The 16,139-nt window shown below is 53.2% G+C and carries 15 protein-coding genes; 7 read left to right on the top strand and 8 right to left on the bottom strand.

The genetic code is table 11. The annotated features are described in order from the left end of the window. The 4 genes from KIH39_RS00755 to KIH39_RS00740 all read right to left on the bottom strand — a co-directional run bounded on the left by KIH39_RS00755 (nucleotide 1) and on the right by KIH39_RS00740 (nucleotide 2,877). Nucleotides 1-969 (bottom strand): ImmA/IrrE family metallo-endopeptidase, encoded by a 969-nt coding sequence (locus KIH39_RS00755; protein ID WP_213497371.1) that lies wholly within the window; start codon nucleotides 967-969, stop codon nucleotides 1-3. Then, a complete protein-coding gene (locus KIH39_RS00750) occupies nucleotides 966-1,595 on the bottom strand; it encodes a hypothetical protein (protein WP_213497370.1) in 630 nt (209 codons plus the stop codon). The genes KIH39_RS00755 and KIH39_RS00750 overlap by 4 nt, the downstream gene beginning before the upstream one ends. Next, nucleotides 1,592-1,807 (bottom strand): ribbon-helix-helix protein, CopG family, encoded by a 216-nt coding sequence (locus KIH39_RS00745; protein WP_213497369.1) that lies wholly within the window; start codon nucleotides 1,805-1,807, stop codon nucleotides 1,592-1,594. The genes KIH39_RS00750 and KIH39_RS00745 overlap by 4 nt, the downstream gene beginning before the upstream one ends. A 626-nt stretch (nucleotides 1,808-2,433) precedes the next feature. Then, entirely contained in the window at nucleotides 2,434-2,877 is a 444-nt protein-coding gene (locus KIH39_RS00740; RefSeq protein WP_213497368.1) for an SRPBCC domain-containing protein, read from the bottom strand. A gap of 105 nt (nucleotides 2,878-2,982) precedes the next feature. Between KIH39_RS00740 and KIH39_RS00735 the strand changes: the two genes are divergently transcribed. Further along, on the top strand, nucleotides 2,983-3,783 hold the full coding sequence (locus tag KIH39_RS00735; protein WP_213497367.1) for an AraC family transcriptional regulator: 801 nt from the start codon (nucleotides 2,983-2,985) through the stop codon (nucleotides 3,781-3,783). Nucleotides 3,784-3,950: 167 nt separating this feature from the next. Beyond that, nucleotides 3,951-6,308: a S1 family peptidase gene (locus KIH39_RS00730; protein WP_213497366.1), complete on the top strand. Its 2,358-nt coding sequence runs from the start codon at nucleotides 3,951-3,953 to the stop codon at nucleotides 6,306-6,308. Between the two features lie 374 nt (nucleotides 6,309-6,682). Here the strand turns inward: KIH39_RS00730 and KIH39_RS00725 are convergent, their stop codons facing one another. Together KIH39_RS00725 and KIH39_RS00720 are read right to left on the bottom strand one after the other, a co-directional pair. After that, nucleotides 6,683-7,213 carry a hypothetical protein gene (locus tag KIH39_RS00725; RefSeq protein WP_213497365.1) on the bottom strand — a complete coding sequence of 177 codons (531 nt, stop codon included), beginning with the start codon at nucleotides 7,211-7,213 and terminating at the stop codon, nucleotides 6,683-6,685. A gap of 161 nt (nucleotides 7,214-7,374) precedes the next feature. Further along, on the bottom strand, nucleotides 7,375-8,013 hold the full coding sequence (locus tag KIH39_RS00720; RefSeq protein ID WP_213497364.1) for an alpha/beta fold hydrolase: 639 nt from the start codon (nucleotides 8,011-8,013) through the stop codon (nucleotides 7,375-7,377). A 220-nt stretch (nucleotides 8,014-8,233) separates the two neighbouring features. Here KIH39_RS00720 and KIH39_RS00715 point away from each other — a divergent pair, with 220 nt between their 5' ends. After that, nucleotides 8,234-9,658: a di-heme oxidoredictase family protein gene (locus tag KIH39_RS00715; protein WP_213497363.1), complete on the top strand. Its 1,425-nt coding sequence runs from the start codon at nucleotides 8,234-8,236 to the stop codon at nucleotides 9,656-9,658. On the opposite strand, the gene tnpC is transcribed toward KIH39_RS00715, so the two are convergent. Continuing rightward, nucleotides 9,581-10,960, bottom strand: coding sequence for an IS66 family transposase (gene tnpC, locus KIH39_RS00710; protein WP_213497362.1), 1,380 nt, complete (start codon nucleotides 10,958-10,960; stop codon nucleotides 9,581-9,583). The genes KIH39_RS00715 and tnpC overlap by 78 nt on opposite strands. 131 nt (nucleotides 10,961-11,091) lie before the next feature. Here tnpC and KIH39_RS00705 point away from each other — a divergent pair, with 131 nt between their 5' ends. The 3 genes from KIH39_RS00705 (at nucleotide 11,092) to KIH39_RS00695 (ending at nucleotide 13,729) form a co-directional block, all read left to right on the top strand. After that, nucleotides 11,092-12,681 (top strand): hypothetical protein, encoded by a 1,590-nt coding sequence (locus tag KIH39_RS00705; protein WP_213497361.1) that lies wholly within the window; start codon nucleotides 11,092-11,094, stop codon nucleotides 12,679-12,681. 70 nt (nucleotides 12,682-12,751) lie between these two features. Further along, nucleotides 12,752-13,450: a hypothetical protein gene (locus KIH39_RS00700; protein WP_213497360.1), complete on the top strand. Its 699-nt coding sequence runs from the start codon at nucleotides 12,752-12,754 to the stop codon at nucleotides 13,448-13,450. A 48-nt stretch (nucleotides 13,451-13,498) separates the two neighbouring features. Then, complete coding sequence (locus KIH39_RS00695) at nucleotides 13,499-13,729, top strand: putative periplasmic lipoprotein (RefSeq protein ID WP_213497359.1); 231 nt, start codon at nucleotides 13,499-13,501, stop codon at nucleotides 13,727-13,729. A 51-nt stretch (nucleotides 13,730-13,780) separates the two neighbouring features. Here the strand turns inward: KIH39_RS00695 and KIH39_RS00690 are convergent, their stop codons facing one another. Next, complete coding sequence (locus KIH39_RS00690) at nucleotides 13,781-14,785, bottom strand: malate dehydrogenase (RefSeq protein WP_213497358.1); 1,005 nt, start codon at nucleotides 14,783-14,785, stop codon at nucleotides 13,781-13,783. Nucleotides 14,786-14,907: 122 nt separating this feature from the next. Here KIH39_RS00690 and gap point away from each other — a divergent pair, with 122 nt between their 5' ends. Then, nucleotides 14,908-15,957, top strand: coding sequence for a type I glyceraldehyde-3-phosphate dehydrogenase (gene gap / locus KIH39_RS00685; RefSeq protein WP_213497357.1), 1,050 nt, complete (start codon nucleotides 14,908-14,910; stop codon nucleotides 15,955-15,957). Nucleotides 15,958-16,139 lie beyond the last annotated feature (182 nt).

Here is a 16,139-nt window from a genome sequence, read left to right as displayed (position 1 = left end):
TTAGTCCTCGGTGACAAAATCCCACCCAAGCTTTTGCCTGAGCATATTCCCCTGCCAATGTTTCAGAATCTCATCGTGCTGAAGGCGGCCGACCACCATGCCTGGACCGATCTCGATAGAGTCCGCGAAGGCGTGAATCTCTTCGCTCGTCAGCGTCTCACCGTGGCGACTGAGGAACTCGGCAAGCGCAACGGGCGGGATAAGCAAGTCTCCCGCGAATCGGTCCGCCTCCTCCTCGTACTTCGCCATCACCGGATCGACCACGGCGTCGCCCATATGATCGGCCGCATTATCTATCACGAACAAACGGCGACGATGCAACAGGACGTGGGCCACTTCGTGGTAGAAGGTGAACCACAGCTGATCGGCCCATTTGTACCGGACGGTCAGGCCGATCATGGCGTGACGATCATTCAGCCACCGGGCACACCCACTGATTCTCGTGCCGGGCAATTCTGGAACGAGGACAAGCGCCACCCCGGCTTTAGCACAAAGCAACTGTGCCCTGTCGAGACCGACCTGAGTGTCCTCACGAGTTAGCCGCCGGAACTCATCCAGCGATCCTCGAAGCTTTTCCTCATCGAAATCCGCGAGAGGAATCTGGCCAGCGATGATCTCTGCTTCTCGTACCCATGCGGTAAGAGCTTCGCGATGGAAGTCGAACTTTTGCGTTTGACGGAAGGCGACGGCATAGTCGCCCCACTTTGACCGCCATGCGTCAGGCGACGCGACACCGAAGAATTGGAGAAGTGCCTCCACGTCACTAACGCCTTCGGGCAGCGAGAACCGCAGTTTTCGCATGACACTGACGGGAAAAATCTTTGTCCATTCGGACCGCGTCATCGCCGGCATAGATTGCACGCCTACGTTCATCTCCACGCGGTTAACGAAGCCACCTACGGAGATGATCCGATTCGCCTCCTTCTCCGCCATCCGGAGCAGCCATTCTGGGTTAGTGTTCATTTTCATACCGCACCCCCGCTAGAGTTTGTCGTAAAGCGTGCCGCAATCACGCGGGTCATCTCGTAGTACGGCAGGTCCTCGAAGGACGCATCAGGTCCACAGCATTGCATTTCGTAATCGTCTCGATAGAAGCCCTCTGACTGGGGAAGGGCATGCAATCCAAGCCGCCCATGAAATCCCTGATCGCAACTCAGTTCCACCGCCGCTTGCATGAGCACCGGGCCAATACCGCAGTACATCGGCGTGTCAACCATCATGGACAGATTCCAAGGCGCGGCCTCTAGGTACTCGATGTAGACGAGAGGCTTGCCCACATCGGGATCGATTCTGGCCACCCTGCCCGCAAGATCGACCATGAGCAGGCCTTGGAATTTCCCGGCGCACTCGATGCCGAGGCTCTGATAGGAAAGCAACTTCAGTTTCCCGCTCTTCCTGTCCCAATCCCAATGGAAGTGTTGAGGTATCCCCTGGAACTTTCCCGCGGCGTGAAGCTTCTTCGCAGCAGCGAGCCGAATTGGTCCCCATTCCTTCTCCGTATCGCCGAGCACCTTCGGCGTTAGCTCGGTATGGAGAATGGCGTCAACCAGCGCCTTATCTTGACGCCGGACGATCTTGATGGGGATGGCGCTCATAGGACCATAAGCTCCGCTTTCTTCTGGGCCTTCTCGTCCTCGAAGAAGACCTTCTCGCCAGCCGCCATCCTGACCTCGATCATTTGGTAGAGGCGGATGGCTTGCCGGATGACGGCCGTCTTCGTCAGCTCCTTTTTCTTGGCCAGGTCATCTAAAACCCGCATTTCGGCCTCTGTTAAGTTCAGTGTCATCGTCTTCTTTGCATCGCCCATTCGCTCACCTCCCCAGTAAATAATACAGAATAAATGGCCATCAAGTCAATATAAATTGGCCGTTTTTTCCATATTCTGCTTTGAATGTGGCGACGAGTGCCATTGGCAACCCTTGTTAATAGGCGCAAGTCATTATTATTTTTAGACTTGGGTGGCACTGACTATCTGACAGTGCCATTTTGAGATAAATCGCTCTTCTGGCTCGATTTTGTGCCTGAGATGGTGACAATTCTCTGGCACTTTTTTCTCCCACGCACTGGCATATAGCTAGTTCCACCCTGAAATTGGAATCGGCGAGATGGCACTGGCAAATCTTCTCAATCAATGCAAGTCATAGTGCAGTAACGGCTTGGGTCGCACTGTCTATCTGACAGTGCCATTGAGAAATCCTCGATTTTCAATTTCAAAGGACCTCTTTTCAACTCAAAACAAATTCACGCCCGGGCAGCTCGTATCCTCCCCAATCTCCAGGAAGACCATGAATAACTAGCAAATCTTGATCTCGCGCTTTCGAACTTCGCTGTGTGTAAAACTTAGCTGAGGACCACTTCCCGTTCTTCGCTCGCTGGCATAGCCCTTTTCTTACCGATACTGGTCAGTGCCACCCCGATGCGGGGCAGTCTCCCTCACCCCTTTTCCGCGATCGCTTTAACATTCTCCAGCACCATCGGCCAGCCCGAGGCTGTTTCCGTGTAACGCTTCTCGGCGTTCTCGACCTTCGAGAAATCCCCTTGTGTAACCTCCAACATAACGCCGTGATCCTTAGGCGTTAAACGATAGGTGACTCGCATATAATTCTCCGGCAGATCTTTGTAATTCACATTCGGATCGAACGTCGTGTAGACCAAAGCGTAACCCGGTTCCATCGACAGAATCTTACCGGAAACGAAGGTCATCTCTTTGCCTTCATAAGTCCCTTTCCAATCGAGCGGACTACCCACCTTCCAGTCGGTGACCGCCGCGCAGCCGAACATGTACTGGCGGGTGTACTCCGGCTGAGTAAGCACATCCCAGACTTTGGCAGCCGGGGCTTGAATGTGAATCGATTCTCGGATTGTCAGTTCTTTCATCGGTTTGTTCTCGCTTTCGTTTGCAATTCCCTTTTCTTGCCCTTACGATAGCGGATTGGAAAAACGATTTATTGTAAAAACGCGACTAAAAAAGCTCGACGAGGCATGGCCACAAAGAGAACGGATCAGCCGCGCGGCGTCCTCAATGCCGGACGAACTCACTCCCATCATGTGAGGCTACTTCCCTCGGCGGGGATCGATTTTTACATCGAGCACTACTGGATAGTTTGGTGGGATCTTCGCGGTCAGCAGCCGCAAGTGGCTGAGACGCTTCCGCATCCCACTATTCACGTGGTGATTGAAAAGAACCGCTCCAAGATTTATGGCATACCCAACGGTAAATTTCGAAGGCGAATTGCGGGAAAGGGCCGAGTTTTCGGCATCAAATTTCGGCCGGGAACTTTTTATCCGCTGTTGGGCCAACCGGTGACTCGAATCACCGATCGGCTCATTTCGCTGCGAGAAGTGTTCGGAACGAAAGCGGTGAGATTCGTCTCAAAAATTCTGGCGGAAGAAGACGAACAGATTTGCGTCGAGATCGCGGAAGATTATCTCGGATCGATCCTACCGGAACCCGATCCCGAAATTGCGTTGGTGCGCGATCTGGCCGAGCAGATCGCCCGGGATAGTTCGATAACGCACGTCGAACAAGTCGCCCGGCTAGCCAGGCTGAATCCGCGCATGCTGCAAAGAATGTTCAGCCAATATGTCGGCGTGAGTCCTAAGTGGGTAATCAAACGTTATCGGCTGCATGAGGCGGCCGAGCAGTTGGCCGCCCCGGGCGAAATCCGTCTGGGCCAGCTCGCTGCCAGGCTAGGTTATTTCGATCAGGCTCATTTCATCCGGGATTTCAAATCGGTGGTGGGGAAAGCGCCTGGGGAATACGTCAGAGATTTGAAAGGGTAGAGTTCGGGTAGGCAGGGATAGTGGAAGCTGCTCAGGATTGGCCAAAACCCCCAGGTGATTTTTGATTTTCTCGCTTTTTTCTGCCGGCCTGCTTCGAATTTCCATAGTTATTTCCCGATAGAAATCTTCTTACGCCTAATGCCTTTTCATCCTCGGGAGATTGCCTCATGTTCCCCTGCCACAGTCTTTTTGCACTCTCAGTTGCTGCCACCCTAGCATCGATCTGGGCCGCCCCGGTACGGGGTCAGAAACCGGCCGATACCCCCGCCGCCATTGCTCCAGAGTCGGTCGTGCGGGTCAAGCAATCCACCGTCCTGCTGAAGGTCAGCAGCGAGGGGGGACGATCGGCGGAAGGGAGCGGCTTTTTCGCAGTGGAACCGGGAATCGTAGTCACTAACGCTCACGTTCTTGGCATGCTTCAGGCTCGCAGCAAGCCGCCCGCCAATGTCGAAGTCATCGTCGGCAGCGGCACAGGCAACGAACGCACGCTGCGAGGCTTGATCCTAGGAGTTGACCGGTCGAGCGACTTGGCCCTAGTGAAAGTCGAAGCCCCCGAAAACGGAACGCTTCCGACTCCGCTGCAACTCGAAACCAATACCGAACTGGTGGAGACGCAGAAAGTTTACATCTTCGGTTTTCCCTTCGGCACTGAACTTGGCAAGAGCATAACAGTCAGCGAATCGTCGATCTCGAGCCTCCGGAACAACGCCAAGGGCCAACTCGAGCAGGTTCAGGTCAACGGCGGCATGCACCCGGGAAATTCTGGAGGTCCCGTCGTCAACAATCGAGGCCAGGTTGTCGGCGTCTCGGTTGCGGTGATTCGGAATACTCAGATTAATTTCGCCGTGCCAGTCCGCCTGGTTCAGGCTCTATTCAGCGGTCGGATCCTCGATTGGACTGCCGGGGTTCCGTTCCGCGAAGGCGAAGCGGTGCGTGTGCCGGTCAAGTGCGAGTGTCTCGATCCGCTCAAACGAATCCGGGAAGTCCGCGTCGAAGTCTGGTCGCGCAAGACCGCCGAGGCGCTGGGATCCGCGCCGAAAGATGCACAAACCCAAACATTGCCCTATGCGAAAAATTCCGCGGCGGGGGATATCGCCTTGCCGAAACTCGCACCGGGCGAAGTCGCGTGGGTGCAGCCGATCGCGGTGCTCACGGCGGGGGATCCGATACGGGGCGAGCCCCATATGTTCGATCCGGCCCAGGCTGTCGAAAGGATCCCGGCGGAGTTGGTTTGCAAGCTCTCCGAGCAGAAAGAGCGTACCGTTCAGTTGAAGGCCACTCAGTCGCTCACCCTCACCCGGGGCAAGAGCCAGTACGTGTTGTCTCAATCCTCGGAGTTGCCGATCCTCGAATCGTTCTCCCCCAATCCCAAGGGGGCGCTGGTGACTCTGGGTTTCGGTGCACCCCGTCTGAATATCGAAGAGGGGGGACGGAAAGCTCGTCCGAATCCTGAAGTTGCGAATCTGCTGCAGCGCACACCGCCCCGGTTCGTCATCGACGATACCAACAAACTTCGCGAGCGGACCGAGGTAAATCTGAATCCTCGCCTCTCGGCGGACCTCCGCGAAGCCGTCACCGAGTACCGCACTCAGATTTACAACGCCTACGAAGCGGCGACTTTCACCCTTCCCAACCGTAAGTTGAGCGCCCGAGAAAGCTGGCCGGTCAAGGTGCCGCTGCTACTCAAGACTGGTGGAAAATCCGAAGTCGTCGACCTCGTCTTGAACTGCACTCTTGAAGGCGTCCGACCCGTCGAAGGCAGCCCTCAGGCGGTGGTGACATTTGAGGGCCAAGTGAAGGGCCGCACGAAAAAGGAGGGACTGGATGGCCAAGTCACCGGCCGGTTCGGCCTGCACTTGAATCGCGGTTACATATCTTTCGCAAAGATGACCATAGGATCGGAATTCTCGGCTCCCGGCAGCGATGTCCAACTCGCTCTGGCCTTCGACATCGATCTGACCCGCGCCGAGGGTAATCCCGGCAACATCGTGCTCCCTAAAGTGACGTTGTCGCCAGACCTCGCCAAGAAAGACACACCGGGCAGCACTCCGAAGGAGGGCGTTGCGGTCAAGGACCCCAAGGCGGCCAAGAATCTCTTCAAAAAGCCGGCAGCGAGCAAGGAACCGACCTCTTACATGAAAATCTCCAGCGAGAAAGGAGATTTCATCGGCCAGGGGAAGGACTACAATTACGAAGGCGACAAGCTCGACGTTAAAGTGACGCCTCGCGGCGTGAGCATTCAGGTCGATGGTTGGAATTTTCAGGTGGGTGGCCCCTCGCAGGAATTCCTCCAGATTGGTGAGTACAACGACGCCAAGCGGTTCGCCTTCAGCGGCGCTTCCCCGGGTATCGATTTCTTTGGCAAAGGCCGGGGCAGCAACTCCATCAAGGGGGATTTCGTAGTCTGGGAACTGGAAATCAAGGATAAAAAGATCGTCAAATTGGCTCTGGACTTCGTGCAGCATTCGGAAGGCCGAGCGGCAGGCCTGACGGGCAAAGTTCGCATCAATTCGAGTTTCGAATGAGCGCTTGCTTAGAGGTAAGTGGCCACCGTTGCTGTTGAAAATTTCGACGGACGGGGGGCCAACGTGATTTTTGAAAATGATTGATTGATTCGGGGGCTGATTCAATAGTGCATAGCGCGAGTTTTCAGTGAGTCGTTGATAAAGTGTTAAGGATCAACAAATTGCGTGCCGTGACGCATCTACGCAAAGCCTCCGATGCGTCGCTAAATGATCTTCTTAAATGTGTTATGACTCAGCAAGCAAAAATGGCTTTTATCAAAATGGCTTTTATCCTAGAGATAGGATTAGGTAAATAGCCAGGGCTCAGAAGTCGAATTAGAACAATCCGTTAGGAATCGGGGAAGAAGATTTCCAGTTTACCCATTCAAGTTAAGTCAGATTCTGTTAATGTCCTCGAGAGCGAGACTAGATCTCAGCTTCGAATATCGACTTCGAGCACTCCAGGCGGAATAAGCGAACACAATTATGCTCATTTGCCAAACAAAATAACCTTCTCTGAGTTTTGCCGTTCCCGTCACGGGCAGAAGGATCGTTAGAAGACTTGTACCCAAAGCGACATAACCACACACTTCAGCGGTTCGCAGATATTTTCGCTCGTAGGTGATCATTCCGATCAATAGAGCGATGTTGGCCGACCACGGGACGGTAAATGGCGGAACACAACCTAGAATCAATGCCGTGCCACCCAGCATCGGATTGTTTCTTGGTCCGTCATCCGCTTTCCCCCAACCAAATCCCTTCAGTAATACCAGTGCCGTCATAAAGCAGGAGCTGATGTATAAGGCCGCGACCAGCAGCACTACGAAAACCCTTTCCTTGGTGGGAGGAATTGACTGTAGTTCATATTCCAATTCCTCCTGGTTCGGATCAGGATAGGAGTCCGGATCTGTAAGATTCTCACTCATGAAATCATCGCTCCGGGATGGGAACTTTTATTCGAATACTTGGCAACCAGTAGATTCCAATGCATTTGAGGGCAAAAGGAAAGGAAATTATCAGGTCTCCCCCGTGATAAGCGATTGATAATTCAGAGGATCACTTTCAGACACCTTACTGCTCGAGCGGGTTATCCACCAACCTCATTCCGCACGAATGAAATGTAGTCATTAACGGCCGTCGGACAAAAGAGCGTTAATGCGTGGCCGCCGGCAGGAACTACCAAATCCGGTTTGCTGAGGTGAACCGGGAAAACACGATCGAGAGCGCCGTGCAGGTGAAACAAGCGAGTCGGAATCGGGGCGGAAGGCGGCCGCCATTTCAGAACGCTGCACATGGCCCACAGAACAAAAGCGGCCTCGGGACGGGACAGTTTGAGAAGCCGTCGGCGGGTGTTGTAAGGGATTATGGGCCGACCTAGTTTGGAGATCCAATAAAAAAGCGAATTCAAGCGATCCAGAGGCAGGTGCGCCAGCGGCCGTAACATTCGCCATTTCAAAGGGATTCCGGAAGGGGAACTAATGCTACCGATAATGATGCACGCTTGAGCCCGGATATGCCGTGAGAGTTCCTGGGCGATTATTCCCCCGAAAGAAGCTCCACCCAAAATGCAGGGCTCTCCCGGGTCTACCAGGGGTGCCAGGCGGGCAGCATAGGCTCTCAGAGAGTCGCCCGGAAGCGGTTCGATCCAACGGCAGACTTTCAGGTTCGGGAAAGCCTGCCTCTGAGCATCGAATAGTCGTTCATCGGCTTCCATCCCGGAGAACATGAGAATCGGGAGATCTTTCGAATTGGGGATTTTAGCTACTGGTTGTGCAATTCGATTTCAGGGCTTCACAATCTCATTTAAGTAAATTCTCCGAGGCCACTTACAAAATTTGGCCCCAAAATAGCCCCAGACAAATCTGCTTTTCCCCTTGCATTTACCGCACGGCCCAATTACATTCATAAAAACATTTCTACGAGCAGTAGTCGCGAAGAGAATTGCCATGAAATTACAGACTCTTCAACAACAGCGTCGGGCGGTTCTGTACTTATCCACGTTCGTGTTCAGTGCATTTGTGCTCTGGCAATTCTCCGATGGAATGCCGATTTTCTTTGGTCCCACCGCCAGCGCGGCCGAGAAAGCCCTCGGCCAAGAGTTGTTCAACCACGAATGGCAAGTCAACGATCCGCTGGCTCACGGCGACGGGCTGGGACCGGTCTTCAACGCCAAATCCTGTGTCGCTTGTCATTTCCAGGGCGGCATCGGCGGTGGTGGTGGCAACAAACAGAATGTCCGCAACTTCAGTATCAGCCCTTCGACCCCTGATGGGGAGTTCGTCAGCGGCACTATTCACACCAGTTCGGTCGCTACCAACCTGAAAGAAACTTTCGAACTGGTTCGCAAGAAATTCCCTGTCGTTCCCGGGCGAACAATTCAACCACCGGCCCCCCCGGCGGATCCCGAACATTGCACTTATACGCCGCCGCCGATTGTGATTCCGGATTTCGATCCGCTGCGAACTGAGTCAGTGCAGACGACGGCTCTCTTCGGGGCCGGCTGGGCCGATATGGTCTCCGACAAAGCCATTATGAAAAATTACCGCCGGAATCTGATCAAGGGGACGATTAGCGATCTCAAGCTCGATTTCGATGCCATTCCGCAAGGCCGGCCGCGCATTCTGAAGGATGGCCGGGTTGGTAAGTTCGGCTGGAAGGGACAGTTCGCAACACTGGAAGAATTTGTAGCCGCGGCCTGCTCCAACGAAATTGGTCTGAGCAATCCGAAAATGGGTCAAGCTCAACCGTTGAGCCATCCGGAATATCCAGTGCCCGAGAATCCGGACCTGGATCGCAAGCAATTCCGAGCTTTGGTGGGGTTCGTGGCCACCCTCCCCAAACCTATCGAAAAAATGCCGGAAACTGCCAAGGCGGCCGATTCGGCAATCCTCGGCAAGAAGATGTTCAAGTCGATCGGCTGTGCGGTTTGCCATCTGGAAGACATCGGCGGCGTGAGAGGGATTTTTACCGATTTCCTCCTGCACAAGCTGGAAGATCCTCTACCCAGCGGCGGCGATGGCTATGGCCCGAAGCGTCCGGAACTGCCGCCTCTGCCCCCGGATATGCCGGAACCATCTGAATGGAAGACTCCGGCTCTGTGGGGAGTGGCCGATAGCGCCCCGTACATGCACGATGGTACGGCTCCCACGCTGCAGGCCGCGATTTTCAAGCACGGCGGCGACGCCAAAGTGGTCCGGGAAGCGTATAAGACCCTGAAGGCCGATGAGCAGCAGGCGGTACTTGATTTTCTGGGTACGTTGAAGGCACCGGAGGATGTGCCGCAGGGTAATAACTCACGCCCTGGCCAAGAGAGAAGGGGCTTTCTCTTGGGCAAAGTGAGCCTGTACCGCTTGAGTCATCCAGGCGAATGAGTTCCGTTTCTGCTGACGACAAGTTTCGATCGCGGTCAGCATTCGTTCAACGAACCGACTCCCCTGGGCCGATTGGGTTCCAAAGCATAACTTCCGCCAAATGACCGCGGGCCGCAAAGCCCGCTCGGCGGCATTATTGGTGGGCTCTACTCCTTCGACATCGACGAACGTCCAAAGCCGAGCCCGGTATTTCCAGAGTTCGGAGCAAAAGCCACGCAGCTTCGGATCGAATTTTCCTCGCAAGAGCAAGGCTTCGACTTCGCTTCGTATGGGGATCATTTGTTCGCCGAACGCTTTATGGCTGAGGGTTCCGTCCCGAACGCGATTCCAGAGTTCGAACATCGCCCGAGTCTGTCGTTGCAAGTCGTGTCCTAAGCGTCGAGCGACCGGACAGGGGCGATCGATGAGGCTTTGGAAGTCGCGGAGCAAATGAGCCCAGCACCACTGCAAGCGTCCGAAAGCCCAATACATCTTGGCCCGGTCGCAGCCTAGAACGCCGGTAAATGAATCGCCCAGGAATTCGAGGACCACCTGGGCTTTGCGGCTGGTGCGGAGAGCGAAGACGCTGAAAGTCGCGGCTACAAAAGTCCAGGTCCAGGCTTTGGCGAGCCCTTCTTTGGTGGGCGATTCGTCGCCGTTGAGGACCGCTTCCCCAGGCAAGGCTAAGGCCAACTCCTGGTAGGGGGCTTGCAAGGCTTCGGCGGCTCGGTTCTGCAGTTTGATCATCCAGGAAGCCGAAGCCTCCTGACCCAGGATTTGTTCCAGAAACAGGGCGCAGCGTCGTTTGGAGAGCCGGAAGCAGACCATCAACAAAGCGGACAAAGCAACCAATCGAGGCCCGGCCATTCCGACAGGCACGCCTGGGGGTAATTCTCCGCAGGTGGTCTTGCCGCACGAACAGCGCAGACGATGGAGTTGATATTCCGTAATCGAAGGCTTGATTTCGGGAATCTCCCAGACCTGATGACGCAAAGGCTGGGGATCTGTTCCGTTCAAAGGTTCGCCACAACGGCGGCATTCGGCCGGTAAACAAACAATGACGCCGTCGCACTCGTGTGCGGAAACCAAAGAGCGTTCGTGTTTGGGATGCCCCGGTTGGCCGCCCGACTTCCGTTTGGCCTTCTTTTGGGCTTGCTTCGAAAGCTTGGCGTGGGGATGTTGCGTTGAAGGCGGCTTCGAAGAGTTGCTGGAATCCTTGCCGAGCTTCGCTTCCAGTTCGGCGATGCGGTTCAAAAGAATCCGCAGCACAGCCTGAACTTCCGGCGTTTGGCGAACAAGCCATTCTTCGCTGACAGACTCCATGCCCCGAGTATGAGATAATTAATTCCCCAGCGCAAGAGCAATTCCCGATAATCTCAGGACGAGGTGTGAGCGGTTACTGCCGCAGGTGACGGCACGGAAGTAGGAGAGAAAAACTTATCGCCCAATGTCGCATGAAGAAACCGATAGCCATATTCGGCGAGTTGAACCGCTCTTTTACATTCCATTTCGGAATACTCAGTTTCGTCCTCGCATTTATCGCAGCTGAGCAGGTAGTGGTACGCAATGATGATCTTGAGCGAACCATTGCTTTATATGCCTTCCTGCCATTGGTTATTATCGGGATTTTCTTGACTTTAAAGTCTCTAAACAGATTAACATTACTATCATTTTCAGATACTGGTTTTACCCTCAAATCTCGAAACCATAAAATTGAATATAAAGATTCGGACCTTTTAGCAGTGTCAAGTTTCCATAGCGATTTTTTCGTGATGGGGAATTTTGCGGGGTTCCAACATAAAGGTGAATTTGTACTCGCGAATACTTCGGGAATTTCCAGACAACCGTTCGATTACATCTACAAGGCGGCTTTCGGAGATCCTCTTTACCATTTCTATAAACGCAATTTGAACCGATTGATCGAGCAGGCTTCGGAAAATCTAGAACTAAATATACCCTTGCCCGGCTTGGGTTGGCGACTCTCGAATCAAGGATTGTTCGTCGAAAGCGGAGAGGAAGTAGCATTTTTATCCTGGGCGGAAATAGCCACTTACTATTTGCTGGATGGTGAGATTCGAGTCTGGAAGTACGGTGAAGAAGAGGCATCGCTTTGCATCAAACACACGTCCCTGAATGCTAATGTATTGCTGGGGGTGCTTTACAAAAGATTAGGTGAACGAAGCGAAATAAAAATGCGTCGAGACAGTTCGGATTCTTCTTCACCAGGTCTGGGTAGAAAACTTTTCGAGCGCAAACTCTCCAGCTTTGTTATTCGCTTAGTTAAACTTTTTGAATGCTTTCTTATTTGCTTGTTGGCGACCAGTTTTGCAGTGGGTATTGGCAGAGAAACCCAACTCCTGGGAATATTGGTTGGAATTTCTGGTAACGTCTTTGGTATATACATACTCTACAATGGTTTATTTGGTGGATCTAAAATCATTGTCTACGAGAAAGGCTTTAACCTTCATTATTGGAAAAAAGAAAATATCGTTCGTTACGAACAAATCGATAAATTCAGTTGGGTCCCAAAGACGGAATCATTCCACGGCGTATATATATGCACCTCAATTAAAGTCAGCATCGTTCCACTGAATGAAGCTGAGATCAAGCCATTTCGATTCACTTTCAGCCATCAAAAAGGAGGAGACTCTCAGTTCGATGATTTCCGAGATAACCTTGCCCGATTGATTGGATATCGAATGTCTCTACAGATCCGAAATGATAAATCACTAGCGTGGTGTTCCAAGTTAGTATTTAATTCGGACGCACTTTCTTGCCCGAAGATCATTACCGGTTTCATGAAAACCAAGTCGGGAACTATTCCGTATAGGGAAATCTCCAATTTCAACATGGAGCGAGGAGTTTTCTACCTGTACCAGCAAGCGAAGCCTAAAGCCGTTCTTAAGCTGAATATGAAGGCCATGAATTTTTACCCTGGCTATTTTTGCCTGCAATGGTTAATTCAGGCCTCTAATCAAGGCTCACTTGCAGTTCAATCCAAGCAAGATAGCGAAGAGGCGAAAGCACCACAAGATGAGACTTGATTGAAGATTGCTCCGATATTCGGACGATATTAATCTCATTCTAGTTCGATTCGCTAAAGGCGGTTTCGCCATGTTCTGTTCCAACTGCGGTGCCGAAGGTTCCGGGAATTTCTGCTCCAGTTGTGGTCAACGACTCGCGCCCGAGAAGCCGAACCCGTCTCTGGAAGCTGCGAGTTCGCTGGCCGAGGAAGTCTTCGCCTCCACCGCGAACAATTGGCACGACGAGATCCGTTATGAGATCCTGTTTGGAAATCCGGAAGTTCGCGAGTTGATCAGTCGTTACGCGGCACAGGCGAAAAAAAAATTCTCCGCCGAAGATTTCCTGGCGCTGTGCGACAAGGTCATCTACAAACCGATGATCGGAGTCTCCCTCAATTCGGTCGCGAAAATGCTGGTGCCCTACTACTCCCGCATGGGAATCAACACCTCGAAGGAGAAGAATGAGTTGCTGGCCGCTCCGACGGGTTTGGTTATCGTCGCCGGGATCTGTGCAATGGCTCATGGCGGTAAAACCATCAAGCAGATTACACCCGCCGAGGATGGTTGTCTGATCGAAAGTAATCTTCCTTCGGACATGTGGAGTTTCGAAGGCGAACTAGTGATTTCCTTCCGAAGACTGCCCAATGGTACGCAGATCGCCGCCGCGACGAAGATTCGCGGCCAGCTTTACGACTGGGGTAAGAGCAAACAGCAACTCGAACAGCTGTTCGGAGATATCAAGGAAATTTGCGCTCAACAAGTTAGTACATTTTTCCGTCGAGCGGCATGACAAATGCTTTACGTACCTCCCTGGAATTACTCAACGGAGGTATCGACCATGAAAAAGCATTTTATTGCGCTGGCTCTGGGAATTGGACTTCTCACGGGCTGCGATAACACTACCAACCCGACATCGCGGAGAGATTTGTCACCTAACGATAACAAGGTGCGAGTTAACGATCCTAATCACGATGTTGATGTGAATGTCAACAAGGGCCGGGTGAAAGTCAATGCGCCGGGCGTGGATGTCGATGTGGATGTGAACAAGAACAAGAATAAAAACAATTGAAAACCGGGTGTTCCGAGGAACCGTTTCCTCGGAACACTTTTTTTATGCCCCTTAGCTCGGCAGTAATTCCTTCACGGCGTCCTGCTCTTCCAGCAATTCCTTCAGCGTCAAATCCCACTTAGTCTTGCCGAAAGCATCCAATTGCAGGCCCTCGACAATGCTGTAATTCCCTGCTCCATCGGTCTTGCACGGGTAGCCGAAGACCAATCCTTTTGGAACGCCATATTCGCCTTTGGAAACCGTGGCCATGCTGACCCAGTCGTTGGCAGGGGTCGGTTTCAGCAGGCTCTTTACGTGATCCAAAGCACCATTCCCAGCAGAGAAGGCCGAGGATAAGCCTCGCTTGTTGATAATGGCCTTGCCCCGTTCCTGGCACTGCGGCACGAAGGACGTTTCGAGCCACTTGCGATCGGTAATCACTTCCGTAGCCGGTTTGCCGTTGATCTTCGCATTGGTGAAGTCCGGGTACTGGGTGTTGCTGTGGTTGCCCCAGATGGTCATGCAGGTCACGGCGTCGTTGGTCACGCCACTCTTTACGGCCAGAGCCGAAACAGCCCGGTTGTGATCGAGGCGGGTCATGGCAGTCCAGCGTTCGGCGGGGATATCCTTGCCGTTGTGGTAGGCCACGAGGCAGTTGGTGTTACAGGGATTGCCGACGATCAGAATTCGCACATCGGAAGCGGCCCGGGCGGCCAGGGCTTTACCCTGGCCGACGAAAATCTGGCCGTTTTTGGTCAACAGATCCTTACGCTCCATACCGGGGCCGCGCGGGGCCGCCCCGACGAGGAGAACCCAGTTGGCACCATCGAACGCCTGCAGGGGATCGTCGGTAACTTTAATTTCTTTCAGCGTCGGAAAAGCGCAATCTTCCAGTTCCATCGCGACACCTTCCAAGGCGTCCATCGCTTTGGGGTTAACGGAGCGCGGTATTTCCAAAAGCTGTAGAATAACGTGGGTGTTAGGTCCAAAGACTTCGCCGGAAGCCAATCGGGCCAGCATGGAGTAAGAGACTTGCCCGGCTGCACCGGTCACGGCTACGCGAACGACTTTTGACATGATGAATTCTCACAAATAGCGGAAAACGAAAACCAGCACGACTACTGGCAACACCACTGAATGCTAATAAGGTATGAGCAACATCGACAGTAGGCTATTTCGAAGAAAGAGGAATTGATCTCATGGCAGTGAAAGTGGGGATTAACGGCTTTGGTCGTATTGGTCGACTGGTTTTTCGTGCGATCGTGGAACAAGGACATCTGGGCGAACACATCGATGTCGTTGCCGTCAACGATCTCGTAGGCGCCGATAACCTGGCTTACCTGGTGAAGTACGATTCCACGCAAGGTAAATTCCACGGCAGCGTGCACAGCGAAAAATCTTCGCCGACCGTGCCGGAAGACGACATTCTGGTTGTAAACGGCCACAAAATCAAGTGCCTGGCTGTGAAGGAAGGCCCTGCGGCCCTACCGTGGAAAGCCTTGGGCGTTGATATCGTGATCGAATCGACCGGCCTGTTCACCGAAGCCGAAAAGGCGAAGGGGCACATCACCGCCGGGGCGAAAAAAGTGATCATCTCCGCACCGGCCAAGGGCGAAGACATCACGATCGTCATGGGTGTCAACGACGAGAAGTACGATTCCGCCAAGCACAACATCATTTCCAATGCTTCCTGCACGACGAACTGTCTGGCTCCGGTCGTACATGTTCTGCTGAAAGAAGGATTTGGAATCGAAGATGGTTTGATGACGACGGTTCACTCGTACACCGCCACGCAGAAGACAGTCGACGGCCCTTCCAAGAAAGATTGGAAGGGGGGCCGAAGTGCCGCCATCAACATCATCCCTTCCACGACGGGTGCCGCCAAGGCCGTGGCTCTGGTTTGTCCTGAAGTGAAGGGCAAGATGACCGGCATGGCCTTCCGCGTTCCCACGCCGACGGTTTCGGTCGTTGACCTGACAGTCAAAACCGTTAAGGAAACCAGCTACAAGGAAATCGCCGCCGCGATGAAAAAAGCGAGCGAAACCTATTTGAAGGGAATCCTGGCCTATACCGAAGACGAAGTGGTCTCCAGCGACTTCATCCACGACAAGAGCTCTTCGATTTTCGATGCCGGTTCGGGTATCGAGTTGAACAGCAAGTTCTTCAAGCTGGTCAGCTGGTACGATAACGAATGGGGATACAGTAACCGCTGCGTCGATCTACTGAAGAAGATCGCGGCGAAGCTGTAAAAAAGCTATCCGCTTTCAGCGGTCAGCTTTCAACTATCAGAGGTTAGCTGAAAACAGTTGGCGGGCTTGCTCGACGACCCGAGGAGTTGGGTCATAGAACAGGAATAGCGGCGGCTGAAAGCTGAAAGCTGAGTTCCCAAAGTTAACACCCCTTGGGCCAAACAGAGTGTTGGCCCATCTGA

The organism is Telmatocola sphagniphila, assembly GCF_018398935.1.
GTDB classification, from domain to species: Bacteria; Planctomycetota; Planctomycetia; order Gemmatales; family Gemmataceae; genus Telmatocola; species Telmatocola sphagniphila.
This window is presented reverse-complemented; position numbering and strand designations above follow the sequence as displayed.